This window comes from Leisingera sp. ABM4_103, assembly GCF_056158685.1.
The window spans coordinates 925912-951999 of the sequence record NZ_JBSWTU010000005.1 but is presented as its reverse complement, the minus strand read 5'-3'; the positions used below and the strand labels follow the sequence as shown (position 1 = coordinate 951999).

The 26088-nt window shown below is 60.5% G+C and carries 23 protein-coding genes, 1 tRNA gene and 1 riboswitch; of the genes, 10 read left to right on the top strand and 14 right to left on the bottom strand.

The annotated features are described in order from the left end of the window. Positions 1 to 5 precede the first annotated feature (5 nt). Positions 6 to 440, bottom strand: a complete 435-nt coding sequence (locus ACXAED_RS06160; protein ID WP_475047789.1) for a toll/interleukin-1 receptor domain-containing protein — start codon at positions 438 to 440, stop codon at positions 6 to 8. A 133-nt stretch (positions 441 to 573) separates the two neighbouring features. Between ACXAED_RS06160 and istA the strand changes: the two genes are divergently transcribed. Together istA and istB are read left to right on the top strand one after the other, a co-directional pair. Further along, a complete protein-coding gene (gene istA, locus ACXAED_RS06155; protein ID WP_475046390.1) occupies positions 574 to 2073 on the top strand; it encodes an IS21 family transposase in 1500 nt (499 codons plus the stop codon). Beyond that, on the top strand, positions 2070 to 2801 hold the full coding sequence (istB, locus tag ACXAED_RS06150) for an IS21-like element helper ATPase IstB (RefSeq protein WP_027234437.1): 732 nt from the start codon (positions 2070 to 2072) through the stop codon (positions 2799 to 2801). Before istA ends, istB begins: the two co-directional genes overlap by 4 nt. 104 nt (positions 2802 to 2905) lie before the next feature. Here istB and ACXAED_RS06145 read toward each other — a convergent pair whose 3' ends face one another. From ACXAED_RS06145 to ACXAED_RS06100, 10 genes are all read right to left on the bottom strand, one after another. Beyond that, positions 2906 to 3361 (bottom strand): helix-turn-helix domain-containing protein, encoded by a 456-nt coding sequence (locus tag ACXAED_RS06145; RefSeq protein ID WP_475047786.1) that lies wholly within the window; start codon positions 3359 to 3361, stop codon positions 2906 to 2908. Continuing rightward, entirely contained in the window at positions 3354 to 3695 is a 342-nt protein-coding gene (locus ACXAED_RS06140; RefSeq protein ID WP_475047783.1) for a hypothetical protein, read from the bottom strand. Before ACXAED_RS06140 ends, ACXAED_RS06145 begins: the two co-directional genes overlap by 8 nt. A 545-nt stretch (positions 3696 to 4240) precedes the next feature. Next, the gene (locus ACXAED_RS06135) at positions 4241 to 4621 is read right to left on the bottom strand and encodes a DMT family transporter (protein WP_475047780.1); all 381 of its coding nucleotides are present in this window, start codon (positions 4619 to 4621) and stop codon (positions 4241 to 4243) included. A gap of 47 nt (positions 4622 to 4668) precedes the next feature. Then, positions 4669 to 4989, bottom strand: a complete 321-nt coding sequence (locus tag ACXAED_RS06130; protein WP_475047777.1) for a DMT family transporter — start codon at positions 4987 to 4989, stop codon at positions 4669 to 4671. A gap of 211 nt (positions 4990 to 5200) precedes the next feature. Beyond that, positions 5201 to 5620, bottom strand: coding sequence for a MarR family winged helix-turn-helix transcriptional regulator (locus ACXAED_RS06125; RefSeq protein WP_475047774.1), 420 nt, complete (start codon positions 5618 to 5620; stop codon positions 5201 to 5203). Between the two features lie 106 nt (positions 5621 to 5726). Further along, positions 5727 to 6260: a maleate cis-trans isomerase family protein gene (locus tag ACXAED_RS06120; protein ID WP_475047771.1), complete on the bottom strand. Its 534-nt coding sequence runs from the start codon at positions 6258 to 6260 to the stop codon at positions 5727 to 5729. Positions 6261 to 6500: 240 nt separating this feature from the next. After that, complete coding sequence (locus ACXAED_RS06115; RefSeq protein WP_475047768.1) at positions 6501 to 7493, bottom strand: GlxA family transcriptional regulator; 993 nt, start codon at positions 7491 to 7493, stop codon at positions 6501 to 6503. Between the two features lie 4 nt (positions 7494 to 7497). Then, positions 7498 to 9462 (bottom strand): ABC transporter permease, encoded by a 1965-nt coding sequence (locus tag ACXAED_RS06110; protein ID WP_475047765.1) that lies wholly within the window; start codon positions 9460 to 9462, stop codon positions 7498 to 7500. Next, entirely contained in the window at positions 9459 to 10490 is a 1032-nt protein-coding gene (locus ACXAED_RS06105; protein ID WP_475047762.1) for a quaternary amine ABC transporter ATP-binding protein, read from the bottom strand. The genes ACXAED_RS06110 and ACXAED_RS06105 overlap by 4 nt, the downstream gene beginning before the upstream one ends. A gap of 70 nt (positions 10491 to 10560) precedes the next feature. After that, positions 10561 to 11508, bottom strand: coding sequence for an ABC transporter substrate-binding protein (locus tag ACXAED_RS06100; RefSeq protein WP_475047760.1), 948 nt, complete (start codon positions 11506 to 11508; stop codon positions 10561 to 10563). 190 nt (positions 11509 to 11698) lie between these two features. On the opposite strand from ACXAED_RS06100, the gene ACXAED_RS06095 reads away from it, so the two are divergent. Beyond that, the gene (locus ACXAED_RS06095; protein WP_475047758.1) at positions 11699 to 12391 is read left to right on the top strand and encodes a response regulator; all 693 of its coding nucleotides are present in this window, start codon (positions 11699 to 11701) and stop codon (positions 12389 to 12391) included. Here the strand turns inward: ACXAED_RS06095 and torS are convergent. Next, on the bottom strand, positions 12372 to 15269 hold the full coding sequence (torS, locus tag ACXAED_RS06090; RefSeq protein ID WP_475047755.1) for a TMAO reductase system sensor histidine kinase/response regulator TorS: 2898 nt from the start codon (positions 15267 to 15269) through the stop codon (positions 12372 to 12374). The two genes, ACXAED_RS06095 and torS, sit on opposite strands and share 20 nt — an antisense overlap. Before the next feature lie 122 nt (positions 15270 to 15391). Here torS and torT point away from each other — a divergent pair, with 122 nt between their 5' ends. The 5 genes from torT to ACXAED_RS06065 all read left to right on the top strand — a co-directional run bounded on the left by torT (position 15392) and on the right by ACXAED_RS06065 (position 21478). Continuing rightward, complete coding sequence (gene torT / locus ACXAED_RS06085) at positions 15392 to 16444, top strand: TMAO reductase system periplasmic protein TorT (RefSeq protein WP_475047752.1); 1053 nt, start codon at positions 15392 to 15394, stop codon at positions 16442 to 16444. Positions 16445 to 16588: 144 nt separating this feature from the next. Continuing rightward, complete coding sequence (locus tag ACXAED_RS06080) at positions 16589 to 17794, top strand: YcaO-like family protein (RefSeq protein WP_475047749.1); 1206 nt, start codon at positions 16589 to 16591, stop codon at positions 17792 to 17794. Further along, positions 17791 to 19137, top strand: a complete 1347-nt coding sequence (locus tag ACXAED_RS06075) for a TfuA-like protein (RefSeq protein ID WP_475047747.1) — start codon at positions 17791 to 17793, stop codon at positions 19135 to 19137. The genes ACXAED_RS06080 and ACXAED_RS06075 overlap by 4 nt, the downstream gene beginning before the upstream one ends. 41 nt (positions 19138 to 19178) lie before the next feature. After that, the gene (locus ACXAED_RS06070) at positions 19179 to 20477 is read left to right on the top strand and encodes a gluzincin family metallopeptidase (RefSeq protein ID WP_475047744.1); all 1299 of its coding nucleotides are present in this window, start codon (positions 19179 to 19181) and stop codon (positions 20475 to 20477) included. A 146-nt stretch (positions 20478 to 20623) separates the two neighbouring features. Beyond that, on the top strand, positions 20624 to 21478 hold the full coding sequence (locus tag ACXAED_RS06065) for a hypothetical protein (protein WP_475047741.1): 855 nt from the start codon (positions 20624 to 20626) through the stop codon (positions 21476 to 21478). 88 nt (positions 21479 to 21566) lie between these two features. Here the strand turns inward: ACXAED_RS06065 and ACXAED_RS06060 are convergent, their stop codons facing one another. Further along, entirely contained in the window at positions 21567 to 23336 is a 1770-nt protein-coding gene (locus ACXAED_RS06060) for an adenylate/guanylate cyclase domain-containing protein (protein WP_475047738.1), read from the bottom strand. Between the two features lie 49 nt (positions 23337 to 23385). Continuing rightward, positions 23386 to 24036 carry a GNAT family N-acetyltransferase gene (locus ACXAED_RS06055; RefSeq protein ID WP_475047735.1) on the bottom strand — a complete coding sequence of 217 codons (651 nt, stop codon included), beginning with the start codon at positions 24034 to 24036 and terminating at the stop codon, positions 23386 to 23388. A 260-nt stretch (positions 24037 to 24296) separates the two neighbouring features. Here ACXAED_RS06055 and ACXAED_RS06050 point away from each other — a divergent pair. Both ACXAED_RS06050 and ACXAED_RS06045 read left to right on the top strand, forming a co-directional pair. Continuing rightward, a tRNA-Arg gene (locus ACXAED_RS06050) sits at positions 24297 to 24373 on the top strand. Positions 24374 to 24942: 569 nt separating this feature from the next. Next, a riboswitch (cobalamin riboswitch) is annotated at positions 24943 to 25157 on the top strand. A gap of 143 nt (positions 25158 to 25300) precedes the next feature. Then, complete coding sequence (locus ACXAED_RS06045) at positions 25301 to 26086, top strand: DUF4198 domain-containing protein (RefSeq protein WP_475047733.1); 786 nt, start codon at positions 25301 to 25303, stop codon at positions 26084 to 26086. The last annotated feature ends 2 nt before the right edge of the window (positions 26087 to 26088 follow it).

Genomic DNA, 26088 nt, shown 5'->3' with positions numbered 1-26088 from the left:
CGCGATTAAGCGGCTACCAGTTCGGCGATTTTGATCGCGACTTCGGCCATTGTCTCTTCGGCCGTGCTCAGGCCAGCTCTGGAAGCCAGCAGGAGGCTGACCTGCTCAAGCTCCTCATATGTCGCCCCATGAACGACCGGAACGAGTCGCTCGCGACGAAGGAGTGCAGACAGCTCTTTGTCCGCGACGCCTTCCGCGGGCAGGCGTTGCAGCATAGCCGGTGTCACCAGGACGATACCGACGCGCGAATTCACTAAACCCTTGTCGATTGCACGCATCATCGGAACCCCGAGGCCAAGATCCTTCTCGCTGAACCACACGCGGACACCTTGAGCTTCTAGCAAATCATGCAGCTCTTTTGCGGAGCCCTGCCTGTCATCCCACGCGTGGCAAAGAAACACATCTCGAAGGTCAGGCTGCGAAACAGCTAGATTCTCCACGTTTTCCCTAACAGGCGTGTGAATCGGCGTGCAAAATTGACCCACTTGGGTGGGTTATGAGCGAGTAAAATTGACCCACCTGTTTTCGTTAACATCCGCACAAAAAGTGCGGAGGAAAGAGCAGGTGTTACTGATGGAAAGCGTGTCGAAGATCCGACGATGGGTATTGGTTGAGGGACGCAGCATCCGGTCTGTTGCGCGGGCGACGGGATTATCGCGGAACACGATCAAGAAGTATCTGAAGGATGAGAGCCCGCCGAGCTACCAGCGCCAGGCCCCGCCGGTTCGGCACAAACTGTGCAACGGGTTTGATCTTCGGCTTCAGGAGCTGTTCGATCAGGACCAGAAGCGACCACGCCGGGAGCGGCGGACGGCCCAGAAGCTCTATGAGCAGCTCGTGGTGGAAGGCTACACCGGTTCCTATTCGCCAGTTCAGCGATTTGTCCGCGATCTGAGGCGGGCCGGTGCCGGTTCGGGCGAGGCCTTTATCCCGCTGCATTTTGCGGCAGGCGATGCGCTGCAATTTGACTGGAGCGAAGAACGGGTTGTCCTGGGCGGTATCGAGCAGAAGGTGAAGGTTGCCCATTTCCGCCTGTGCCACAGCCGCAAGCCCTTTGTCGTCGCCTATCCCGGCGAAGCCCAGGAGATGGTGCTGGATGCCTTTGCGCAGGCGCTGTCTTTCTATGGCGGGGTTCCACGCCGGGTGATCATCGACAACCCCAAGACCATGGTGACCTATGTCTCCCGCTCCAAGGACCGGATATTCCATCCCCGGTTCCTTGCCTTGATGAACCATTACGTTATGGAGCCGGTGGCCTGCACCCCGGCTGCGGGCTGGGAGAAGGGACAGGTCGAGAACCAGGTCCAGTTTTTGCGCGGCCGGTTGTTTGTGCCCAAACCTGCCTTTGATGATCTCGATGCGCTGAACGATTGGCTGCGCCTGCGCTGTGAAGAGCTGGCAAACCGGCCCCATCCCGAGCAATCGGATCGCACGATTGCAGAGCTGTTCGAAGACGAACGCGCCGAACTGCGCCCTCTGGGGCGAGCATTTGACGGATACGTGGAAAAGACCGTTCGTGTTCGCTCCACCTGCCTGGTTCAATATGCCAGCAATCGCTACAGCGTGCCGTCCCGGTTCGCGGGGCAACATGTGTCGCTGCGCGCCTATGCAGGCCGGATCGTGCTGGTGTCGGGCCAGGATGTCATCGCCGAGCACAAGCGTCGCTTCACCCGCAATGTCAGCTATTTTGAACCTTGGCACTACGTGCCGCTGCTGGATCGCAAGCCCGGCGCCCTGCGCGACGGCGCCCCCTTTGTGGACTGGCAACTGCCTGAGGCCATGCATCAGATCAGGGAGCACTACATGGCCGGCAAAGGCGGGGATCGGGAGTTCGTCGATCTGCTTCTGCTGGCCCAGGATCACGGGGTCGAGGTGGTCGAGACGGCTTGCGAACTGGCGGTGGAACAAAACACCCTGCGCCTGCCCGCCATCATCAACCTGATTAACCAGTTGGTGGAGCCGGTCATCACGCCGCTCAGCGACGCCTATACCTATCCGCAGCTGACCTTGCGGCCCGAGGCCGATTGCAAGCGCTATGAGACGCTGTGCTCGGCTGAGGAGGCTGCCGCATGAACGCCCTCATCGACCAACTGACCGCCCTGAGGCTGCACGGGATGGCAGCTTGCGCCCATGATTTGCTGTCCGCGCGCAAGCCACCAAGTCTGACCACAGCGATAAAGCAACTGATCGACGCTGAGACTGTAGAGCGGCGGGTGCGCTCCATCCAGTATCAAATGAGGATTGCGAAGTTCCCCCACCACAAGGACTTCGCCACCTTCGATTACAGCGCGGCCGCCGTCACCCAGCCCCAAATCGAGCCGTTCTGCTCAGGCCAATTCACAGAAGAGGCACATAATCTCATCCTGGTGGGCGGAACCGGCACCGGCAAAACCCACATCGCCATCGCGCTTGGAACCACCCTGATCAGCAACGGCAAGAAGGCGCGCTTCTTCAACGCCGTCGACCTGATCAACGCCCTGATCAAGGAACAGGCCGAGGGCAATGCCGGGAAGATCATCCGGCAGCTCTCGGCCCTGGACTGCGTCATCATCGACGAGCTGGGCTACATCCCGTTCCCCAAGTCCGGCGGCGCGTTGCTGTTCCATCTGATCAGCAAGCTCTATGAGAAGACCAGTGTCATCATCACGACGAACCTGGAGTTCGGCGAATGGGTCTCGGTCTTCGGTGACGCCAAGATGACAACCGCGCTTCTGGATCGCGTAACCCATCACTGCGCAATCATCGAGACAGGCAACACGTCATACCGGTTCGCACAGAGCAAGCGACGCAGAAAAACATAAACGTCGCGCAAGCAAAGCCCCCAGTCGGACTCGCTATATGAGGGCGGCCCGCCTGGGGCCTTTGCGCCACAAGGGGTGGGTCAAATTCAAACGCTGAAACCGGGTCAGTTTTGAACGCTCATTGACAGCTCAAGTGTGGGATTTTGTTCTTTTGATTGTTTTTCCTTTATATAGGAAAGATCACCAGTGACCCTCTTACCAGTCATGGGCGCACCCTTTTGGCGCTTTGAAAGGTTCACCGGTGCGCCCTTTTTCTTAGGGCGGAAGGGGATAATTTTACACGGGGCGCGAAGGTCGTACTCAGTGTGATTTCCGGCTCCCCGTCCTTCTGTCCGAAGCAGCCAACCGAATTCAACAAGCTGTCTGAGGCAACGTTTGATTGTCGCCAGAGACATACCAGCCAGGAACTCATCCAGCGTTTTCAACGAAGGATTGAGCTGGCCTGTCTTATCATTCGCGAACTGCACTGAAAGCGCTGACGCAACCGCCTTTGTCGATGAATTGAGGTCGGCACATTGCAGAACGGCTTTCAGCCATTCAAAGCGGTTAAGTTTAGGCATATGCACCTCCCGCAATTGCGGTCAGGCTGTCAATTTGATAAGCTGTTTGAGCAGAAAGATTTGCAATGCCGTTGAGGTGGGTGGCCGCCCCCTCAGCGGTTTTTCTTTGGCCGGATTGCCTCGTGGATAGGTTTGACAAACGGTGGCTAAGTCTTTGAAGTTTGGTAGCCGGTTTGACAGCCTGCTCTGAATTAATCCATTGAAAATAATGACTTAGTTTTGGATTGAAAATCCTCGTGTCGGTGGTTCGATTCCGCCCCCGGGCACCACTTCCCAAGCCTAAGCCATTGTGCCGCATCAGCTTTTGCAACGAGCAAGGCGAGGCGTAGTACATTTTTAAGTGCAAGTCCTCCCAGCATGTCTTCGTGAAAAAGGGCATCTATGGCTTAAATCGGCGAGTCCCGGCAGATCTTCGGAAGCATTATCCAACTGCCAGAACCTCCTACTGGTAGAGAACCAGATTATACCCGGAAGCCGCAGCGAGCGCGGGCTGTACAGGCTTAAAGCTGGATGAGTAACGATACGCCTGCGGACCCAGGGCGCCGAACTCCCCGGCAAGCACCCTCTCCGTCATGGGCTTTCACGGCTGCTCCAGCGACTGCAGGAGGGCCGGGTGCCGCCGAAGATCCCTTGACGCTAAGGTGGGGGGCGAGTTCCCCCCCACCCGTAGTGAAAGCGGTTGAGGCCCCGCCCCGGGGTTTGCTGCGGAGTTTTTAGCCGGCCCCTGGCACCTGCATCCTGAAAGGGCCGCATGGGGTCAATGACCAACCTTGACGGAATACCAGGCTGCGGCGGGTGGTGGGTGCATAGACCTGCGGCTGCTGCAGGGCTGCAGAAGCCAATGCACAGTGTCGCCCCACCACGGGCGGGGGCACAGCTCTAATTGAGCTTCGGACTGTCCGCCAGTTTCAGCCAAATCACTCCGGCGATAATGACTGCCAGCCAGATGGATTGCGCGAGGGTTAACGGCTGGTCCAGCAGCACGGCACCCAGAACGGCCGCTCCGATCGACCCGATGCCGGCCCAGACGGCGTATCCAATGCCTACGTCGATAGACTTGAGCGCGACGCTGAGGAAATAGAGGGTCAGCAAGAAAAATACGATGGCCGAGGCAGACCAGGTCAGGACGGTGAAGGCCTGGCTGCCGCCGACGCTCAGGGCGTAGCCGACTTCGAAGGCACCAGCCAGAAGCAGGGCACCCCAGGCGCCCTTGCTGCCGGACTCTGATGGAGAAAACGCAGAAGTTTGTGTGTCAGTCATTGTGTATTCCTTTCTGTCTGAATCAGGGAATTGGGAAGCGGATTGGGTCAGGCCGCTCCGCTCATCCGCAAGCCGACGACGCCGCCGATCACGATCAGGATGCCGATGCCTTTGGAAAAGCTCAGGCGCTGGTTAAAAAACATCGCGCCAAGCGCCACGATCCCGACCCCGGCGAGCGCGGTCCACATCGAGTAACCGACGCCGACGTCAAAGGTCAGCAGGGCGAGGCTGAGGAAGATGGTCGCAATCACACCGCTGAGAAGCGTGATCGTGGTCCATTTGACGTTCTTGAAGCCTTCCGATTTCCCGGCCGCGATGGCCACGGAAATTTCAAAAGCAACTGCGATCATCAGGTAAATCCAGTGCATTACTGTTCCTTTCAGGTTGAACCCGTTCTTGCGAGGCACGGGAAATTTTGATGGGCCCTCCGCGAACGGGAGGTTTATTTATTTACTTGCACATGCAACATAATGAGAGGGTTTCGCGTCTGTCAATTAACTTATTTGTGCATGCACCTATTTTGGTTGAGTGGCTTCTCAGGTTGTGCGCCGGCGGAGGCAGACCTCCGCCCAGGTTTCTTCAAACCTCTGTCAGGGCGCAAAGCGCGCGGGCGGAGTCGCGCGCTTTCTTTTGTTCAAAGGTTTTCTTCAGAACGCGCGCCAGGCAGTCTTGGAAAACCGGGGCGGCCTCCTCGATGTATTTCTTGCCTTGCTCGTTCAAGACGCAGTACTTGCCCCGCTTGTCGCTGGGGCAGCTGTCCCGGAACACAAACCCCCTTTTCTCCAGACGCTCGACCACACGCGTGGTCGAGCTCTGGGTCAGCATCAGGGTTTCCGCCAGTTCCTGCATGCGCAGTTCCAGGTCGGGCTGTTCTGAAAGATGTTTGAGGGTCCGGAACTCGCTGAGGCCCAGGTCGCTGGATCTGCGCAGCTCTTCCGTCAGCTGGTTTTCGATTCCGTAGAACAAGGCAGAAATCTGATCCCAAACATCTAGCTTCATTGCGTGGCTCCTTGGTCCTGCAAGTGGTGCGCTGTACACGTTTGCTTTTGCAAACAACGATATGGCTTCTGCGCGCCACTTGCCAGACTTAGAAGTCACATGGGCGTTACATTGTTGGAAAAAGCGTCCCATATCCTTCTATGGAGGGCTGAACACCGGCTGCTTGCAGGGCGCCCCAGAACAAAACCTGGTTTGCGGTTATCATTTTCCTACCCAACTGGCTTTCGACGGCATCAATGGCGCCAATGGCCCGCTGACCGTTGCTGCCCACAAAAACCGCGTCCGCGCCGGAAGGGGCGACTGTTGTCTTGATCCAATCCGAGAGCGCAGGCGGGGACACGTACTTCTGACCGCTTTTCAGCCCGCAAGGCGCGTGGTGAACCACATCAAAGCCCGCAGCCTCGAAGTAGCGGGCGCCGGGCGCAGCAAGGTCTTCGTCAAACCAGGCCGGGTTGACGATCGCCAGCCGTTTAACGCCAAGGCTGCGCAGAGCGGTTTCGGCAGCGAGGAAAGTGGTGACCACCGGGATCCCCCGCAGACGGGGGCGCAGACGCTCCACCAGTGCGCGTTCACCTTCCGGGCCGTACTTGTAGGCGGAACTTGTAAGTGCCAGACCTAATGCTGATAAAAAAGCCGTCAACAGCGGGCTGCGTCAGAAATGCCTTCGTGCATCACGGTTGCTGCCCATGGATGACGACCGCATACGGATCAACGATTGGAAAGCCCGCTGCGACGAAATCAGACGGCATTCTTCGCCCGGAAACATGATGCCAAGGGTATTTGCGGTCCAATTGAAAGAAGCCCGAGCGGTCGCATGAAGCCGGCCCGGATAAGGGGAGTTCCACTTGGCGGAAGACGCCCCCTTCAAACGGTTCAGGCTTTAGGAGGCAAAGCATTGCTTGCGGTCCTGAACAGGTGTGACGCCGTAGAATTTGCGGTAGTGCAGGGTTAAGGTTGAGGAACTGGCATATCCGACCGCGTGGGCAATTTCGGAGACCGAATCCCACGAATAGAGCACCATCTGCCGGGCTGCTTTCAGGCGCTGGCGCCGGTAGTACTCTCCGGGGCTGAGGCCGGTGGCGGCACGGAAGCTGCGCTCAAGCTGGCGCGGGGAAATCCCGGCCAATCGCGCTGCATCCCTAATGCTGACAGGTGTCTCGAAGTTTTCTGAGAAAATCGACATCACCTCCTTCACGGCGGGCGGCATTTGGTCAACTGTCCGGTCGCTTTGCAGAACCGGGATCTTTTGCCGCGTGCTGCCGTTGCGGATGACGGGATGCTGGAACAGGCAAGCGACCTCATTCATGGCATCTGCACCGAGGGCGCTGCCGATCAGGTCCAGCGACAGGTCGAACATGGCGCTGGCGCCGGAGACCGTGTGGACATTGCTGTCGCGCACGATCAGCCGGTCCAGGCCGGTGCAATCGGGGAAGGCCGCCTGAAAGGCGCTGCGGTAGCACCAGTGCACGGCGCAGCGCCGCCCGGTCAGAAGGCCGCTGCGGGCCAGCGGGAAGATGCCGCCGGAAACCGCGCCCATGGCAACCCCATGCCGGGCCAGGTAGCGGAGCCGCCCAGGGCCTGAGACCGGGTCTTCGAATTCCGCTTCGGGGCCTGACAGGATGAATAGGCAATCTAGCCCCTCGGCTTCTGCCAGGCTGGTATCTGCTGGAAAAAGGACCCCGGCAGAAGCCGCTGCATCCGCGCCGGTTTCCGTCACCAGGGACCAGGAAAAAACCTGGTGCCCGGCGATTTCATTGGCGGCACGCAGCGGCTCCATTGCCGAGGTCAGGCAGGCCATGGGAAAGCCTGGAAACAGCAGGAAGCCTATGCGGGTGTGGGGCGCAGGGCCGAAGTCGTTTGAATGGATGGTCACGGTCTTACTCCAGTCCCAGCGCGTCTTTCCTGGACTTGGCCCAAGTGGTGACAAGGTGGTCCACCATCAGCCCCATGAAGGCGACGGCGAGACCCAGAACCAGCCCCTTGCCGACATCGGTGGAGGACAGGGCGCGCTGCATCTCCTGGCCCAGGTCCTGAGTGCCGATGAAGGCGGCGATGATCACCATGAACAGAGAGAACATGACCGATTGGTTCACCCCGACCATGATGGTGGGCAGGGCCATCGGCAGGCGGACCTTCCACAAGGTCTGCAACCGTGTGGCGCCGGACATGTCGGCGGCCTCAATCAGGGTTTCCGGCACCTGGCGCAGCCCTTCGATGGTGTATCGCACCAGCGGCACGGCGGCGAAAAGGACAACCGCGCCAATCACTGCCACGTCATTCACGCCGAACAGCATGACCACCGGGATAAGGTAGATGAAGCTGGGGAAAGTCTGCAGCGTGTCGCAAATCAGCAGGGCAAGGGCGGCGCGCTTTTCGTGGAACGATCCCCAGATGCCCAGCGGGAAGCCGATCACGGCGGCAATCGAGACGGCAACCACGACGGTATAGACCGTGATCATTGCGCGGTCCCACCAGCCGGACATGGCGATGAGGCCAAAGAAGGCGAGGCACACCAGGGCCGAGCGCAAACCGCCGATGGCCCAGCCGGCCGCGGCCAGCAGTGCGAGCACCGCGGCATAGGGCATCCACAGAAAGGCATCGCGGATTGGGATCAGCACCCAAGTGATCAGGAACCAGCGCAGCCATTGGGTGACCGGGTCGATCAGCACGATGAACCAGTCTGCAACCGCGTCAATCGGTTTGGAGATGGTGAAGGCGTCGCGGCGGCCGATCTGGTCCATCAGCGGGATGAACTGTGCCAGCACGAGGCAGGCTAGAGACAGGCCAAGGCCCAGTAGCAGGAACTTGTTGCGGACGGCAAAGGAGGTTCCCTTCTCGAAATGTTCGGGCTGTTTGGTGGCCCAGGCCTTGGTGCAGCGGTCGAGCATGACGGCCAGCAGAACGATGGTGATTCCGATCTCAACGGAGCGGCCGATCTTCAGCGCCTGTAACAGTTGCAGCAGTTTCTGGCCCAAGCCCGGCATACCGATGAAGCTGGCCAGAACCACCATGGCCAGGCACTGCATGATCACCTGGTTCACGCCGACCAGGATCTCTGTCCGGGCGGTGGGAATGCGCACGTGGCGCAACAGTTGCCAGCGGGTGGAGCCGCACATATGGCCGCTTTCGATCACCTCATGCGGCACCTTGCGCAAGCCGAGCAGAGACATGCGGATCATTGGCGGCACCGAGAAGATGATGGTGACGATGGCGCCTGCCTTGGGGCCGACGCCGATGAACACCACGACCGGGATCATATAGGCGAAATGCGGCAGGCTTTGCGCAATGTTCAGAATCGGATTCAGGATCCGTTCAAAGGTTTTGGAACGCCAGGCGAAGATGCCCATGACGAGGCCGAAGAGGATAGAGAAGGGGGCGGCGACGACGATAACCGAGAGGGTCTCCATCGCCCATTTCCACTGCCCCATAACAGCGATCCAGACAAAGGTGCCGCCGGTCAGAAGCGACAGCCGCCAGCCTTGCAGGGCATAGCCGATGACAAATCCAATGCTGGCGATCACAGTCCACGGAATGGGGCCGATGCGCGGCCAGCGGTTTTTGCCATAGAGCAGATTGGCGGTCACATCGAGCAGCCATTCGACACCATCGGCAAAGGCACGTGTCAGGTAGAGGAGGCCTAGATCGTCGCGAAGAAATGCGAAAACCGCATTGATCCAGTCGGCAAAGGGCAGCACCAGCCATTCTGGCGGCCGCACAAGCCCGGCGGGCAGCACAGAGTTGCCAGCGGCCAGCAGGCAAGCCGCGGCGAAGATCGCCCAGCCGGTCTTGGCGCGTGTCCAACCGTGGTTTCTATCGGAAAGTATCATCGCCTGGTCCGTCATGATGCCTCTCCCAGCAGCACGTCGAGCGCCTCCTGGCGGTTCATGGCGCCGACCAGGCTGCCGGCGCTGTTGGCAACAGGCAGAAAGTCGCGGTTGTCATTGATCAGCAGGCGGGCCAGTTCGGAGATGGTTTGTTTTTCTCCGATCGCCGTTCCGGTCAGGCTGTGGCCGTTCACCTCGCGGGCCAGCACGCCGGCGTGGACAACGCGGGCCTTCTCGATTTCTTCAGTGAATTTGGCGACATATTCAGTGGCCGGGTTCAGCACAATCTGGTCGGGAGTGTCGCATTGCTCGACCACGCCGTCCTTCATGATGGCGATGCGGTCGGCAAGGCGAAGGGCTTCGTCAAAGTCGTGGGTAATGAAGACGATGGTCTTGCCCAGCATTTCCTGCAGGCGGAGGAATTCGTCCTGCATTTCGCGGCGGATCAGCGGGTCCAGCGCCGAGAAGGGCTCATCCAGGAACCAGATGTCAGGTTCGATCGCCAGGCTGCGGGCGATACCGACACGTTGCTGCTGGCCACCGGACAGTTCCCGCGGGAAATAATCCTCGCGGCCCGAGAGGCCGACCAGCTCAATGACTTCCAGCGCGCGGGCGCGGCGCTCGTGGCGGTCCTGGCCGCGCATTTCCAGCGGGAAGGCGACGTTGTCCAGCACGGTGCGGTGGGGCAGCAGGCCGAAGCTTTGGAACACCATGCCCATCTTGTTACGGCGCAGATCAATCAGCTCTTTCTCGGACATTTCGCCGATGTTCTGGCCTTCGACCCGGACCTCGCCGCCGGTGATATCAATGAGGCGGGACAGGCAGCGGACAAAGGTCGATTTGCCGGAGCCTGACAGCCCCATGATCACCAGCATCTCACCCTTGGCAATGTCCAGCGACACGTCCCGGACCGCCGCGATGTAGCCGGCCTGGCGGATTTCATCAAAGTCCGGGTTGCCGGTCAGCGATTTCAAATACTGTTCCGGATTGGCGCCAAACAGCTTCCAGACGTTCTTGCAGGAAATGACGGGGGTGGCGGCGGTCATGGCTTAACTTTCTTTAGCAAAGACACCGGGGCAGCGAACCGCCCCGGATGGTTGGCGGAAGGTGCGGAAATCAGGAACCGGTCCAGGGTTTCCAGAGATCCTCGTTGGCCTCCAGCCATTCGGCGGCTGCGTCCTCGGGTTCCATCTCGTCAATGTCGACCAGCTTGGCCATCTCGGCGATCTGCGGGTTAGTGAAGCTGATCTGGGTCAGGGTTTCATACGCCGCTGGCCACTTGTCCTTCATGCCGTCCCAGGCGGCCTTCTTCAGGTAGCCGTTCGCCGGGTTGCCGCAGTCATAAGTGGCGTCGGGGTTCGGGCCGACAGCGGGGTCCTTGTCACAGCCTTCGACCCATTGGGGGAACTCAACAAATTCGCCAGGCCAGACGGCCTCGGCAAAGTTTGGGGTCCAGTTGAAGATCACCACCGGCCTTTTGGTCTTTTCCGCCGCGGCCACTTCGGCCCAGAGTGCGGAAGCTGAGCCCGCATTCACCACGGTAAAGTTCATGTCCAGAGCTTCTACCCGCTCTGCATCATGTTTGAGCCAATCGACGGGACCGCCCAGGAAGCGGCCCTTGTCGCCGGTCTCAGGCGTGGCAAAAACGGCAGCGCATTCGTTCAGTGCTTGCCAGTCCGGCAGGCCGGGGCAGGCTTCCTTGGTCCAGGCCGGATACCACCAATCCTCGCGGGTGACGGCGTTGTGGTCGCCTGCGTCATGCAGGCCGCCCTTGGCCAGCGCTTCGTTGAAGGACTTGCCAAAAGCGCCTTCCCAAACCTCCAGCTCCAGCGTCACATCGCCCAGGCGCACGGATTCATAGACCGCCTGGCTGTCGGTCGAGACATATTCGACATTGTTGCCCATCGATTCGAAAATCTGGCCGACAACGTGGCTCATCACGATCTGGCTTGACCAGTTGTGGACGGGAATAATGATCGGGTCTGAGGAGTCTTCCGCCAGTGCCATCGGGGCTGCCATGGTCATGGCCGCTGCAGTGGCCAAAAGGTATTGCCGGTAGTTCATGTGTGTCTCCCTGTTGTCGCAGCCCGGGTCCTGATGGCCTGAGCCTTTTTTGCGGTGTGAAAGCCTGGCTTTCGGGAGGGGAGGCTAGGCAGCGGATGTGAACAGGTCAGCCCGATGGAATGAACAGGCTGGCTTGTTTTGTTAAAATTTGTTAACCGATAGGAAAGTTTCGCAGTGGGGCACCGCGTTCATGGCGCATATTCTGATCATCGAGGACGAGCCGGTCACCCGGGCCACTCTCGCCAGTTATCTGGATGCGCAAGGGTATGAAGTTTCGCAGGCCGAAACTGCAGAAGACGCGGAGAAAATTCTGGAGGAGCAGGAGGTTGATCTGCTGCTGGTCGATATCAACCTGCCGGGCAAGGATGGGTTGCAGATCACGCGTGAGCAGCGGGCAAAGTCAGAGATCGGGATCATTCTGGTAACCGGCCGGGATGATGAGATCGACCGAATTGTCGGGCTGGAGCTTGGTGCGGATGATTATGTCTGTAAGCCTTTCAACCGGCGTGAGCTGCTGGCGCGGATCAAGAACCTGCTGCGGCGGACTGAGGACATCCGCCGCCTGTCCCGGCGGATCTACAAATTCGGCAAGTTCCAGTTCGACGTGGCGGCCCGGCATTTGCAGACCGTTGAAGGTAACAGCATCCCGCTGACCCGGGCCGAGTTCGAAGTGCTGGATATGCTGGTCAGCCGTGCGGGAGAGGTAGCCTCGCGCGATGCGCTGATGAGCCGGGTCACCCACCGGCAGTACGGCGGCAATCCCCGTACCGTGGATGTGCTGATCCGGCGTCTGCGCGGCAAGCTGGAGGAGGATCCGGGCAACCCGCGGGTCATCACCACCGTTCACGGCGAGGGTTATGTCTTCACGGCGCCTTTGAGCTGACGTCTTCGCAATCGCGCAGCACCGTTGCCAGCGCGTCCAATAGCTGCGGCGCCAGGCGGTTCAGCGCATCCAGCTGAACCCTTGCTCCGGACAGATTTCCATTGGACGCCTGTTTCTCGAGTTCAGACAGCAGCGCCGCCAGTTCCTGCTGGCCGAATGTCCCGGCAGCCCCCTTGGCACGGTGCGCGTCTCTTGCCAGGGCCGCAAAGTCCTTGGCTTCCAGCGCGTCGCTCATACGGGTCAGGCTGTGCGGCAGCTCGCGTTCGAACATCCGTGCGATGTCAAGGGCCTGCGCCGCGCCTAGGTCCTGCATGTTTTCCTGCATCTTCCGCCGCAGGCTGGCGTGGCGGTCCATTTGGTCCGGGTCCGTGTGCCGCGCAGACAGATAAATCGCGCCGTCGCGGCCCTGCATAACGCTTTTCATCGCCCTAGCCAGGCGTTCTGGCGAGACTGGTTTGGCGACAAATCCGTTCATGCCAGCCTGCAGGTGGGTTTCGATCTGTTCCTCTTGAACATGCGCTGAGATCCCGATGACCGGCAGCTTGGCAAGCCGCGAATCCGGCAGCGAACGCAAGCGGCGGGTGGCCTCAGTACCGCTGATCCCAGGCAAGCTCACATCCATCAGCACGAGGTCGAACCGGGAGCCCGGCAGCAGCTCCAGCGCCTCCTCCGCACTGCCAACGCAATGGCACCGGTGGCCCATGCGCTCCAAATAGCCTTGGGCGACCATCTGGTTGATCTCATTGTCTTCCACGACCAGCACGGACAAAGCGGTTTCCGCCCGCGCCACCGGGGATCGCGGCTCCTCTGGTGAGAGGTCAGCCGGATTGCCGGGCTCCATCTCAAGGGAAAGCGTGAACACCGAGCCTACGCCTTTGGTGCTTTCCAGCGACAACCGGGCACCTATGGCGTCGGCAAAATGCCTGCTGATCGCCAGCCCCAATCCGGTGCCGCCGAATTTTCGGGCGGTGTCGGTGTCTTCCTGCTCGAAGGCCTCGAAAACCCTGCGCTTTGCCTCGTCTGAGATGCCCCGGCCGGTGTCGCTGACTTCAAACGTCACCCGGTGCCGCCCGTCGGTCTCCCCATTGGACCTGACCCGCAGGATCACCTCGCCTTCATCGGTGAATTTCAGTGCGTTGGACAGGAGGTTAAACAGTATCTGCCGTAGCTTGGCGGCGTCGCCCTGTACAACGTCGGCCCCTCCCTCCGGTGCGTCAAGCCACAGGTGGACGCCCTTGGCATCGGCACCGGGCCGCAACAGAACAACGATGTCAGTCACCAGTTCGCGCAGCGAAAAGGTTGTAATCTCGGGCTTTAGAGCACCGCTTTCAATTTTTGAATAGTCCAGGATGTCGTTCAGAATCTTCAGCAGGTTCTGGCCGGAAGTCAGCGCTGCCCGCAGCCGCTCCATCTGCCGGGGCGGCAGGCCATCGTCCGACAGGCTGCGCAGCATCCCCAGCACGCCATTCATCGGGGTGCGGATTTCGTGGCTCATCATGGCAAGGAATTCGGATTTCGCCTGATCAGCAGCTTCAGCCTTCTGCCGCGCCTCGTCGTGGGCTTCGACCTCCTCCTGCAGCCGTTCAGTTTGCTCATTCACCAGGTTCTGCAGGTTGTTGCGGTGCTCCCTAAGCTCTTGTTCGTTGCGGTCCCGCATCCGTTCCAGTTCCAGCTTTTCGATGGCTTGCTGGCGGAAGACTTCGACGGCCCCCTCCATGCGGGCGATCTCATCCTTGCCCCTAGGCCGCACCGGATGGTCCAGCTGACCGCGCATCAGCGCCGCCATAGTGCCGGAGAGCCGGTTGAGGCGGCGGGTGATGCTGCCGCGCACATAGAACCACAGCACCGCCAGCGACAGCACAAAGCCGGCAGCCGCAGCGAAGCCGTTGCGCAGTTGCGCCTGCTGCACGTCCAATGCGGCATTATGGCCGGACCGGATTGCCCGGGCCTGCGCCTGATCTGCCACGGAGGCGGCTTCGTCGCCAAGACGCAGCGCGGTGTTCTGTAGTTCCTGCTTGAGGGCGGTTATGCGGTTTTCGGTGGCGAGGATCCGGTCACGCAGCACAAAGAGACCTGCATCAGGGTCCGGGACACTTTGCAACTGCGCAGCGTAGCTTTCGGCCTGCTGGCGCCGCCCAGGGTCGCGAATGGCTTTGACCCGGCGCGAGACGATCCGCAGGCGGCTGATAAGCGAAGCTTCGATTTCCCCCAGCTCGATTTCGTTGCCAGCGTCTTCAATCCGGTTGATCAGCAGCCCGATTTCCGCTGTCTGCGACCTCAACTCGAACATCAGGCCCAGTTGGAACAGGTCGACCTCAATCAGCTTGTCAAGAGTGTCCGTGCGGGCTTGTTCCTCTATTGGAGATGCACCGGGGCCGTAAAGGCTCGAGATCACCGCGGTGGTACCCATCTCGGCATTGGCCACCAGAGTATCCGCCATGCTCAGAAGACTGCTTGCAGCCGTCAGGTTGCGTTCGGCGAGCTGTTTGAATTCCTTGCGCAGCGAAATACGGTCCTCAACCAGGCCGTCCAGCAGGGCGAGCACGCGGGCCGCATCCGTAACGGTCGCCCGCAGCCGCGCCGACCCCACTCCCCCAGCCTGCTCCAGCGCGTCAAGCCGGCGGGTCAGGGCGTCTACCTGGTCCGCGAGAAAGCGGGCACGGTTCTTCCGTTCGGATTGAGAGGTTACGGCGGCCAGTTCGGGGGCAATTGCGATGATGCGGGTGCTCTCTTCGGCCATGCCGCGCACCTCTGCTATGGCGGGAATTGTCTGGCTGATCACCTCTGCCTGGCGGCGTGCAAGTGTTCTGAGCTCGACCAGGCCAAGGATGCCGGCAAGGGCCGGAAGACCCGCAATGACTATGAATGCGAGGCTCAATTTACCGCCGAGACCGAGCTTTCCTAACATTCCTGAACTGTCGCGCGCATTTGAGTGCGGCGCAATTTTGAATTTCCCTTTTTCCTAGCTCTGCCTATCTTCGGCGGCAGGAAGGGGAACTCATGCGCGCAGTCTGGTCGTTTTTACTTGCGGTGTTTTGCACGCCCGCTGCGGCGGAAACCTGGCGCCTGCAAGTCCCCCGAATCCCATTTGACTACGAAAGCGGATATGCCGCGGCCGATTACCAGCCATTGGAAACGGCCTCTCGGGCGTGGCGGTTGTGCGTCGCCTATCCGCATCTTAAGGATGCTTACTGGCTCAGCGTCAATTACGGCATGGTGGCTGAGGCGGCCCGGCTGGGAGTTTCCTTCCAGCTGGTCGAGGCCGGCGGCTATCCCAATCTGCGGCGGCAGATCCGTCAGGTGGAAGACTGCGTGGCCGCTGGGGCGGACGCGCTGATCCTTGGCACGGTGTCCTACGGCGGGCTCACCAGCACGGTCGAGCGGATATCAGAGGCGGTGCCGGTGATTGCTGCGGTCAACGACATTGCCGATACGGGGATCACCGCCAAGGTGGGGGTGTCCTGGACGGAAATGGGGGCCGTGGCGGGGCGGGTCATCGCCGCGCGGCACCCCAAGGGCGGGGCGCCTGTGAAAGTCGCTTGGTTTCCGGGGCCCGAAAACGCGGGCTGGGTGAAATTTGTGGAACAGGGGTTTCGCACGGCGCTGCAGGATAGTTCGGCAGTGGTTGCGGTGACGAAATACGGAGATACAGGCCGGGAAATTCAGGTACGGCTGGTTGAGGAGGCGCTGGATGAGGCCGAGGGCATTGATTACATCGCCGGTTCTGCACCGGCAGCCCAGGCCGCTGTCTCGGTCCTGCGTGCACGGGGGTTGCAAGGCAGGGTGCAGGTGGTTTCGGACTACATGACCCACGCTGTTTACCGGGGTGTGCTGCGCGAGCGTATCATAGCGGCACCGACGGATTTTCCCGTGCTGCAAGGGCGGCTGGCGGTCGAAATGGCGGTGCGGGCGATTGAGGGAACGCTGCGTGTGAAACATGCAGGGCCTGAGATTATGGTTTTCGATCAGAGCACGATCGGGGCTGATCTGCTGGAGCAGTCCTTGGCCCCTGCAAGCTTTGTGCCGGTTTTTGATTTTCGGCCGCCGCAGTGACTTCGCTGTGAGGCGCCAAGCGGCTGGAAGTGCGGTTTTGTTGACCAGCAGCGCGTGATCCCGCATCCTTGGGCAAAGCGTGCCGGCTGCTTGGTTGCCGCCGGCAGATCATCCGTGGCGGTCATGAAAAAAGAGGCCTGCCCCATGCCGAAGGCGCAGCAGAAAGGATACGTGCTGGACACTCACCGGCTGTGCGATCCGGCGCAGACGCTGGAAGCCGTCAAGCCGCACCTGGCCGGGATGGGCATCACTCGTATCGCAAATCTGACTGGCCTGGACCGGGTTGGCCTGCCAACGGTGATGGTGGCCAGGCCTAACTCCCGCTCTGTCGCGGTGGCGCTGGGCAAGGGTCTGACGCTGGAGGCGGCGCAGGCCTCTGGTGTGATGGAGGCGGTTGAAACCTGGCACGCCGAGCGGATCACGCGGCCGCTGCGGGTGGCGAGTTACGCTGACCTGCAGCGGGAGGCCCTGGTCGCTGATGCGGAGCGCCTGCCGCGGGTGACAGGCGGCAGTTTTGATCCCTATGGCCCGATGTTGTGGGTGGAGGGCACAGACCTAGTCTCAGGGCAGCCGCATTGGCTGCCCTTTGAAATGGTGGACACCGACTACACCGCGCGGCCTTGCGGCGGGCAGGGGGCCTTTCCGCGCACGACTAACGGGCTTGCCTCAGGTAACAGCGTAGCGGAGGCCACGTGCCACGCCGTCTGCGAATTGATCGAGCGGGATGCGATCACTTTATGGCATCACGCGCCGCCCGGCCCTCGGATCAACCACGCTGCAATCGGGGACCCGCGCTGCCGCGAAGCGCTGGAGCGGTTTGAGAATGCAGGTTTGCAGGCAGGCATCTGGGACATCACTTCTGACATTGGCGTTCCAGCGTTTCACTGCATGATCTGCGAGGACGGCGCCCGGCCTGGGCACATCGGGATAGGCAGCGGCTGCCACCCGGACCGGGGCATTGCCCTGCTGCGGGCGCTGACGGAGGCGGCGCAGACGCGGCTGACCTATATCTCCGGTGCCCGCGATGACCTGGAGCCGGAGGAATTTACGCCGCAGGCGTCTGCCGAACGAACGCGATATGTCCGGCGGTTGCTGGAGCAGACTTCGGAAACCGCTCGATTTGAGGAGTGCCCGGGCTTTTCATCACCGTCTTTCGAGGAGGATTTGTCCTGGCTTCTGGACAGGCTGGCTGCGGCAAGTATGCGGCAGGTTCTGACAGTCGACCTGTCACGTCCCGGTTTGGGTATCGCCGTGGTGCGCGCAGTGATCCCGGGGTTGGAGGCACCGCATGACGATCCTGATTTTTTAGCGGGACCGCGGGCGCTCGCAGCCTCGGAGGCCGGGCTATGACGGCAGTGGTTTTTGCCGGCCCGACCATAGGGGCAGAAGAGGTGGGGGCGTATCTCGAGGCAACGGTCCTGCCTCCGGCCGGCCAAGGCGACATTTACAGGGCTGCCCGGCAAGGGGCCAAGGCCATTGGCCTGATCGACGGGTATTTCCAAGGTGTGCCCTCTGTCTGGCACAAAGAAATCCTTTGGGCGATGGAGCAGGGGATCGCTGTCTTCGGCAGCGCCAGCATGGGGGCGCTGAGAGCGGCTGAGCTGTCCGCTTTCGGCATGGTGGGTGTCGGCCGGATTTATGAGGCCTACACCGTTGGCGCGATAATTGACGATGATGAGGTCGCGGTGCTGCACAGCCCGGCGGAGCTGGGTTTTGCCCCGCTGAGTGAGCCGATGGTCTCCATCCGGGCCACGGTTGCGCGGGCCGGGAACGAAGGGGTGCTGGGCGCGGATCAGGCGGCGGCCTTGCTGGGTGCCGCAAAGGCACGGTTTTACCAGCACCGGGTCTGGGATCAGATTCTGGCGGATTTCCAGGGAGAGGCCTGGTGCGATGGGTTCAAGGTCTGGCTAAACTCCGGGCGGGTGGATGCCAAGCGGGACGATGCGCGCGAGATGCTGGTGCGCATGGCGGCGTACTTGGAAGAAGGGGGCGGTTCCGGCCAAGCGCCGCCTCAAAAGGTTGAACGCACGCTTGCCTGGCAAACCCTGACCCGGCGTGTCGAAGCGGAAGCGCAGCGTTTGCAGGCGGAAGACTGGCAGGTTCTGGATGAACTGCGGCTGGAACCCGACCGCTATGAGGACTTCCGCGCCCGCGCCCTGCTCCGCCAATTGGCCCTGCAGGACGCCAGACAGAACGGCCGCACGGTAAAGCGGGAAACACTGACTGCGCAGATGGCAGCGCATCGCGAGGCGCTGGGCTTGTACAGCAGCAAAAGCCTGCGCAAGTGGCTGGATGACAATGGACTGACCGCGTCGGCTTATGAAGATTGGCTGGGGGAAGCAGCCCTTGCCGGGAGCGTGGCGGACAGCCTGAACGGTAAGCTGGCCTCGCACCTCTTGGCAGAATTGCGGCGGGCAGGCGTCTACGCAGGATTGAAAATGCGGGCGCGGTCAAAGGAGCAGTATCTGGAGACGCAGGAGCCGCTGCCCGGCCCCTTGAGCGATGCAGAGCGTTTGCAGCTGACGGCTTGGTATTTTGAGACGCTGTTGCAGGGGGACGTTCCGGACAAGCTCGGCGAATACGTGGAATCAATTGGCTGCCGCAGCCGGGATGAATTCTTTGAGCTGATCCGGCGCGAATTCATGTATCATCAGAAGTGCAAAACACGGCCAGCGGCAGAAGGCCGGAAGTAGGCAGGGCAAAGGACAAGGCCTCCGCAGGATGGGAGGACCGCATGCACGACCCTTTGGAATTTGTGGAGGAAGCGCCGGGAACGCGTTTTCTGCTGTTTCCGCAGTCGCCTTTCCGGATGTCCGAACCGCAGCTGGAGCTGGTCGAAATATCCGCGCCTCCTGGCTCGCTTGGGCCGGGACCGTCGGGTCCGCGGATGTACGTGGTCAACCCGGCAGGCAAGACCATTCCTTTTGGCGCCATCGTCCCGGGGCCTTACGGGCCCGGCATGTATCTGCCGCCTTGGCATGGCGAGGTGCATCCGCCGCCGGAACCGGATGAAGACGGGCACTTTATCCATATCTCGCCGTCGGACCCCGGCTTCGAGGCAGCGCATCTGTTTGCCTCCGCCCATTTCACCCTGGATGTGTGGGAGGAATACTTTGGGCATCCGATCCCCTGGCACTTCGCGCGCGACTATGACCGGCTGGAATTGTCCCTGCTGCCGAGTTTGGACAACGCCCATATCGGCTGGGGCTTTCTGGAAACCGGCGGCACTAGCGAGCATGGAGGCGAGTACCGCGCCTACAGCTTGAATTTTGACGTCGTCGCGCATGAGGTCGGCCATGCCATCATCTATAGCGTTGTTGGGATGCCGGTGTCTGAGGACGTGCCGGGAGAGTATTACGGGTTCCACGAATTTGCGGCGGACATGGTGGCGCTGATCGCCTCGCTTCATTTTGGTTCGGTGGTCGAGGAGCTGCTGGAGAACACCCGGGGCAATCTATACACCTTCAACCAGTTGAACCGCTTTGCCGAGCTAGCCGGAAATGAGCAAATCCGGATGGCAGCAAATACCAGAACATTGCAGGAATTCGCCCGCGGCTGGAGCAGCGAGCATGCGCTTTCGGAGCCGCTGACCGGTGCAATGTTTGATATCCTGGTCGATATCTTTCATGAGCGTCTACTGGTGCATCGGCTGATCACGCCTGAAATGGAGGATCTGTCCGACCATCTGGAGGAGTCGCCCTACTACAGCGATGTCATGCAGGCGCTGTTTGACGAGAGCTATGCGGCTGATCCTGAAGGATTTCGTATCGCGCTGCTGGAGGCGCGTGACTTTCTGGGCGCCTATCTGGCGGCGGCCTGGAGCATGCTGGATGCGGAAACCCTCACCTATGCGGCGGTGGGGGAGGCGCTGCTTGCAGTTGACCGTGCAACAACCGGCGGCGCATTTCAAACGATCATTGAAGGCAACTTCAGGATGCGCGGTGTCGGGCTGTTCGAGGCCGGGCCGCGTGTCTCAGAAGGGGATGAGGACAGCCACGCGCATTCGGTGCGGACACGGGTGCCTGACGAATGATTGCCTATTGTCTGTAATTTCTATCGTTTTTGTGCTACTTTCATCCGCAGGGGGACTTTTCCGAAAAATCGGGTTAGCGCTGATTGCGGCCGCGGAAACGCGAAAAGGTCTTCTAGTGTTGTTCCATAGCCACGGGAGTGTGTACGGTGGCCGAGTTTTTACTGAGTTTTTCCGAAGTGCTGTTATTTGGACGTTTGATCGACGACATCAAGATTGTTCCCAAATTTGCGGGGGCCATTGTTGGCACGGTCAAAAATGAGCAGAACTTGAGAGGTACGGCAGTCAACGGTGAAACACTCGTGCCGGGTGACAAGGTTCTGGTGATGGCTCAGACCAACAAGGGGCAAAACGGCCTCTACAAAGTTGGAGCGGGAGAGAACAACCCATGGGAAGGTCAGCAGCAATTCCCTGTAGGGGCTATTGTCGAAATTGCCCACGGCCCGCGTCAAGGGCTGTGGAGACAAGTCGGCAATTTCAGTGCCGGAGAGCAGGAGTTTTCCCGGGCCGGAAAACGGCAGAAAAAGGGCCGTGGGCGCAATAACCTGTTGGCTGATCAGCTGAGTGAAGATGCCAATCTCGCGCGGATCTACGGATTTTCATACGAGGGCACGTATTTTGAGCTTCCAGAGCCAGTGATCTTCCTGGTGCATGGCGACGGCGAAAGTGCGACAGACAGTAACAAACCCGGGGATCAGGCTGCCCGTGCTCCACTTGATCCTTCCAAGACCGGCGTTGCCTCAGCTGAATACCAGATCGCAAACGATATCCGGGTGTGGGACTATGATAAGGCCGATTACACAATCCGGATGGATGTTATGACCGGTATGCTGGAACAGGTTCTGCTGGATGTCTACTTTGGCGGCGGTGGTCCTGACATAAGCGGTGCCAAGGTGAGCGGCGCCAAGGTCAGCGGTGCAAAGGTGAGCGGAGCTAAAGTCAGCGGTGCGAAGGTCAGTGGTGCCAAGGTAAGCGGTGCCAAGGCCCGCGGTTCCGGCGACTGATTCCGTGTTCGGTAAATGTTTGCACGCTAAAGAGCGTAGGGTCTCCGCGCCTCGGGCGCGAACTTGACCGCCGGTCGGGTCAACGGGGTCAGAACCCTGCCTTCTTCAACCCTTCGACAAAGTGCTGGGTGTCTTCTTCCAGCCGGTCAGGCTGCACCTTGGCCCAGCGTTCCAGCGAAAAGTTGGGATGCGCTTCGCGGTGCCTGTCTGCCATGCTGCGGGCCTGTTCCATCTGGCCCAGCTGCGCATAGCTGGCGGCAAGCATACGCTGGCCCTCTGTCGGGTTGTTCATCTTCGTCAGCGTGCCGATCACCGCATCATATTCCTTGAGATTGTAATAGGCCCCGCCCAGGTGCCAAAGGTACTGGTCCGGAAAATAGGGGTTTAGCCGCATGGCCTGCTGCAGGTTTCCGATTGCGGCTTCGTTATCGCCGGAATGGGCCAGCGCATCGGCATAGTCCGACAGGAGGTCCGCATCGTTGGGGTTCAGCGCCAGAGCACGGCGGTAGGCGCCGAGCGCGGCATCGTGCTCCTTCCGGTACAAATGCACAAAACCAAGCTCGCCAAAGCCGCGGGCGTCGGTCGGATCCAGCTCCACGGCCCGTTGCGCATAAGACAACGCCGTATCCAGCGCGTGCTCGGCATCCTTGGCCCAGGAGTAGCGCCAGTCGATATTCATGGTCCGGGAGATCGCGGCAGAGGCCCGGGCATAGTCCTGGTCGCGGGCGAGGGCGCGCTCATACAGGGTCTGCGCTTCGTGGTTGTCCTGCCTTGTATAGCGGAAGATATACTGCTGCCCGCGCAGGACATACCCGTATGCGGCAAGGTCGGCGGGTGCCGTCTGCGCCATACGCTTGCGTTCCTGCGCCTCAATCAGAACGGCCGTAGAAGCCACGATAGCGTCAGTTACCTCGTCCTGGATGGCAAAGATGTCATCAATATTTCGGTCGTACCGTTCCCCCCAGATGGTGCGGCCGGTCTCCGCGTCGATCAGCTCAATTGCAATCCGGACCCGCGCGGCGGCTCTCCGGACGCTGCCGCGCGCGACGTAGCGCACCCCCAGTTCCCGCGCGGCATCCTGAGGCGGCATGGTGCTGGCTTTGAAAAAGAAGGCTGAGTTGCGGGCAATGACAAAAAGGTTTTTGAACTTGGACAGGTTGAGGATGATGTCCTCGGTCAGCCCGTCGGCAAACCAGCTGTCGGACGGCTCGCCGCCCAGACTGCCAAATGGCAGCACGGCAACCGAAGGGATCCCAGGCGGCGGGCGGTGCGCGGGCCGTGTTTCCGGCCGCCGGGTTGCCGCCATCGTTGCGCCCGCGACTTCGCTGCGGACACAATAGGCCGCGACAGGCTCCGTGATGTTCTTGAGCTGCTGCGGGCCGAGGAACTCGAAGCCAAAGCGCAGCCGGTTGCGGATCTGCTCGTAGACGGACGCACTCACAAAAACCCGGCCCGGTTCGGCGATCTCCTGCAGCCGGGCGGCAATGTTGACGTTGTCGCCATGGATACCTCGGTCATCGACCAGAATTTCGCCCATATGCACACCGGCGCGAAACCGGAGGTGCTGATCGTCCGGCCGTGCACGGTTGTTTATCTCGGCAATACGGTGCAGCTCGACGCCAAACTCCACAGCATGCGTGGCTGTCTCAAACAGCGCCAGAACCCCATCGCCGCGGACCGCCACCACTTGCCCCTCATGTGCCTGGCAAGCCGCTTCCAGCTGTTCCAAGAGGGATTTCAGGGCACTGTAGGTATCGATTTCATCATTGCCCATAAGCCGGGCATAGCCGACGACATCGGCAAACAGCACCGCACCAAGCTGGCGGCGGACTCTTGTTGTCTTTTTTTGGCCGCTCACAAGCTGTCCTCCTCCTGTGAGTGCGGGCTGGGGCCGCTGGTATTCGCGCTCATCCTTCTAGCGGGTTGTCCGGGCCGGGCGGCCAGACCCAGCCAGCGGCTTCTGCGCCGCGGAAACTTACGCGCGGGCCCGCGCCAAGCTCCTGCGCCAGCGCTTTGCGGCTGGCGTCCCATTCCTCGCGCAGGAGGCCGACAGTGACCATGTCAAAGAACCGGCCTTCTGCAAACCATGCGGCCCGCATTCTGCCTTCGGTCGCAAAGCCGGCACGCGCGGTCAGGTGCTTGCTGCGGGTATTGTCGGCACGGTAGTATGATGTAACGCGATTTAGCCCGATCTGCCGGAAGGCAAAGTCCAGAAGCAGCGCCAGGGCGCGTATCCCCACACCCTGCCTGCGCTTGGATTCTTCGATAAACATGGCAATGACGGCATCACGGTTCACCGCTGAGATGCTATCCAGCCCGGTGATACCGCACAGCTCACTGGACTCCGTGGTAAGTGCGAACCAGCACTTATTCGCGTTTGCCTTTGTATCGGACAATAGCTCCCATGACTGCTCCAGCCCCTGTGCGCTGAGCGGCACGCGGTTCGAGCGATCAAAACATGCCATGTCAGCAATGTTCTGAAGCCAGCCTGCGGCTGTGGCGAGGTCCGCTGTTTCAAGCGGCCTGAGCTGAAAACCTGCTGAGTTCCGGTCCGGCATCCGCCGCCCCCTTTCGGTTTGCGGTACGCGCCTTCCCCGGCGCCAAGCCTGGCGGGGAAGACATGGCTTCAGACTTATACCACAATTCCGGCCGGTCTTGGGGCGAAGAGCGGCCGGATGTCAAAGCGGCCGAACGGGGGCACGCCATTGGGTCCGGCCGTCCGCCGAGGTTTGCACGGAAGCTGCTGGTGAAGAAAAACGGAAACAGCCGTCTTTTAGGGTTGCGACTCTGCGATGCTATCAGTAAACCCCGCCGCAGTGGACCGATAGCTCAGCTGGATAGAGTACTTGACTACGAATTAAGGGGTCGGGGGTTCGAATCCTCCTCGGTCCGCCACTTCCCCCTCTTGTCGCGCGACACATAGTTCTGCCATTTGCGACAGAACCTTTCCTTTTGCGTGTCTCCAACTGTCCTGTTCGCGCCTCCTGTTCCGCTAGTGGTCAAGCGTTCCCTGATTTTACCTTCGGAAGACCTCGTGTCGCAGAGAGGGCAATACAGGGTGGGAGCGCAGTTGTTGCCGCTTGAAGCGAACTGGTATCACTCTGGGGACCGGGGCCGCGAGGGTTTTAACGCCGGGTTGCGAGGCGAGATTCTAAACGGGAAGCCTTCTGCAGGTCAGAAGAGCCCCAAATCCTGATCGAACAAGGGGCAAGGAAAACCCAATACCGGCAGAACGTACTGTGCTTTGGACTATCTCTGCCGGGCTCGGGCAATCAACAATCCGGTGGTGGTCTTAGCCTGCCAAACCGGGGCACACGAAAGGAACGCCGTTGGCAACCGGCCACCGTTTGCGCGCATCACTCAGGCTTGCCAGCTGGCCGTTGAAGTCCGGAAACAGTCATCTGCAGTGCCAATCCCGTGACTGAGCAGAAGGCAAGACGCTTGACTCAGAAATTCGGTTTTGCCATTCAACCAGTGTGACCGGTTCCGCAAGTGTTTCAATGCGCAGCGGAAGAAATAGGGAACACGGTGCGGCGTACCCAAAAGGGACCAAATCCGTGACTGCCCCCGCAACTGTGAGCGGTGAGTGACGCTGAAGACGCCACTGGGATCATCCCCGGGAAGGCCAGCCGAACCAGGACCCGCGAGTCAGGAGACCTGCCGGACGCAAGGACCGAGGCCCCGCTTGCGGAGTTTCTGCCCTTTTCCACCGGACGCCGGGGTGAGCGTCTGGCGCGACGGCCGTTCCGGCAACTCCGTGCCAATACTCCCCGTTGTTCATTCCTGATTGCAGGTGCGCCTGCATCGTCGAATGAGGACGAAATGAAACTGAACTATCTGGCCGCAGCACTGGCCGTTTCCCTGCCTGCCGCCGCGTCGGCGCATTTCCAGCTGAATTACACCGAAAGAGCGCTGATCGAGAAGCCCGGTGACGTGCCGATGGGCCTGGTTTTCTGGCATCCCATGTCAAACGGATACGCTATGGACATGGGCGCGCCGGAAGAATTCTTCATGATCCACAAAGGCGAAAAGACCGACCTTTCGGATCGCCTTGAACCCGCCACTTTCAAGGGCGCTGAAAACGAAGCTTCGGCCTACAAGGCGTCCGTCCCGGTGAAACGCTCCGGCGACTATGTCGTGGTGACCGTGCCTTCGCCCTACTACGAGGAAAGCGAAGATATCTATATTCAACAGATCTCAAAAGTCGTGCTGAACCGAAACACTTTGCCGACCGACTGGGATAAGCCGGTTGGTCTGGCCACCGAAATTCTGCCGTTGAACAAGCCTTACAACGTGATCGTCGGATCCACCTTTTCCGGTCAGGTTCTGGCGGGCGGCGCGCCGGTCCCCGGTGCTGAAATCGAGATCGAGTTCATGGCGGCCGAGCCTGACCTCAAAGCGTTTTCGGCCACCGATCCCACCGTGGGTGAGATGCCGGGCGGAGCGATCGTTGCTATCGCGGACCAGAACGGCGTGTTTTCCTTCGGCATCCCGAAAGCAGGCTACTGGGGTTTTGCCGCTCTGGGGTCCGGCCCGGTAACCGAGCACGACGGCAAGGAACTCAGCCAGGATGCTGTGCTGTGGATCCACGCTGAAGAGCTGAAGTGAAA

Bases quoted from the DNA above. Each gene is read 5' to 3' on its own strand.
- istA (WP_475046390.1), top strand. From the start codon at position 574: ATGGAAAGCGTGTCGAAGATCCGACGATGGGTATTGGTTGAGGGACGC.
- istB (WP_027234437.1), top strand. From the start codon at position 2,070: ATGAACGCCCTCATCGACCAACTGACCGCCCTGAGGCTGCACGGGATG.
- ACXAED_RS06145 (WP_475047786.1), bottom strand. From the start codon at position 3,361: ATGCCTAAACTTAACCGCTTTGAATGGCTGAAAGCCGTTCTGCAATGT.
- ACXAED_RS06140 (WP_475047783.1), bottom strand. From the start codon at position 3,695: ATGTACTACGCCTCGCCTTGCTCGTTGCAAAAGCTGATGCGGCACAAT.
- ACXAED_RS06135 (WP_475047780.1), bottom strand. From the start codon at position 4,621: ATGACTGACACACAAACTTCTGCGTTTTCTCCATCAGAGTCCGGCAGC.
- ACXAED_RS06130 (WP_475047777.1), bottom strand. From the start codon at position 4,989: ATGCACTGGATTTACCTGATGATCGCAGTTGCTTTTGAAATTTCCGTG.
- ACXAED_RS06125 (WP_475047774.1), bottom strand. From the start codon at position 5,620: ATGAAGCTAGATGTTTGGGATCAGATTTCTGCCTTGTTCTACGGAATC.
- ACXAED_RS06110 (WP_475047765.1), bottom strand. From the start codon at position 9,462: ATGACGGACCAGGCGATGATACTTTCCGATAGAAACCACGGTTGGACA.
- ACXAED_RS06105 (WP_475047762.1), bottom strand. From the start codon at position 10,490: ATGACCGCCGCCACCCCCGTCATTTCCTGCAAGAACGTCTGGAAGCTG.
- ACXAED_RS06100 (WP_475047760.1), bottom strand. From the start codon at position 11,508: ATGAACTACCGGCAATACCTTTTGGCCACTGCAGCGGCCATGACCATG.
- ACXAED_RS06095 (WP_475047758.1), top strand. From the start codon at position 11,699: ATGGCGCATATTCTGATCATCGAGGACGAGCCGGTCACCCGGGCCACT.
- torT (WP_475047752.1), top strand. From the start codon at position 15,392: ATGCGCGCAGTCTGGTCGTTTTTACTTGCGGTGTTTTGCACGCCCGCT.
- ACXAED_RS06080 (WP_475047749.1), top strand. From the start codon at position 16,589: ATGCCGAAGGCGCAGCAGAAAGGATACGTGCTGGACACTCACCGGCTG.
- ACXAED_RS06075 (WP_475047747.1), top strand. From the start codon at position 17,791: ATGACGGCAGTGGTTTTTGCCGGCCCGACCATAGGGGCAGAAGAGGTG.
- ACXAED_RS06070 (WP_475047744.1), top strand. From the start codon at position 19,179: ATGCACGACCCTTTGGAATTTGTGGAGGAAGCGCCGGGAACGCGTTTT.
- ACXAED_RS06055 (WP_475047735.1), bottom strand. From the start codon at position 24,036: ATGCCGGACCGGAACTCAGCAGGTTTTCAGCTCAGGCCGCTTGAAACA.
- ACXAED_RS06045 (WP_475047733.1), top strand. From the start codon at position 25,301: ATGAAACTGAACTATCTGGCCGCAGCACTGGCCGTTTCCCTGCCTGCC.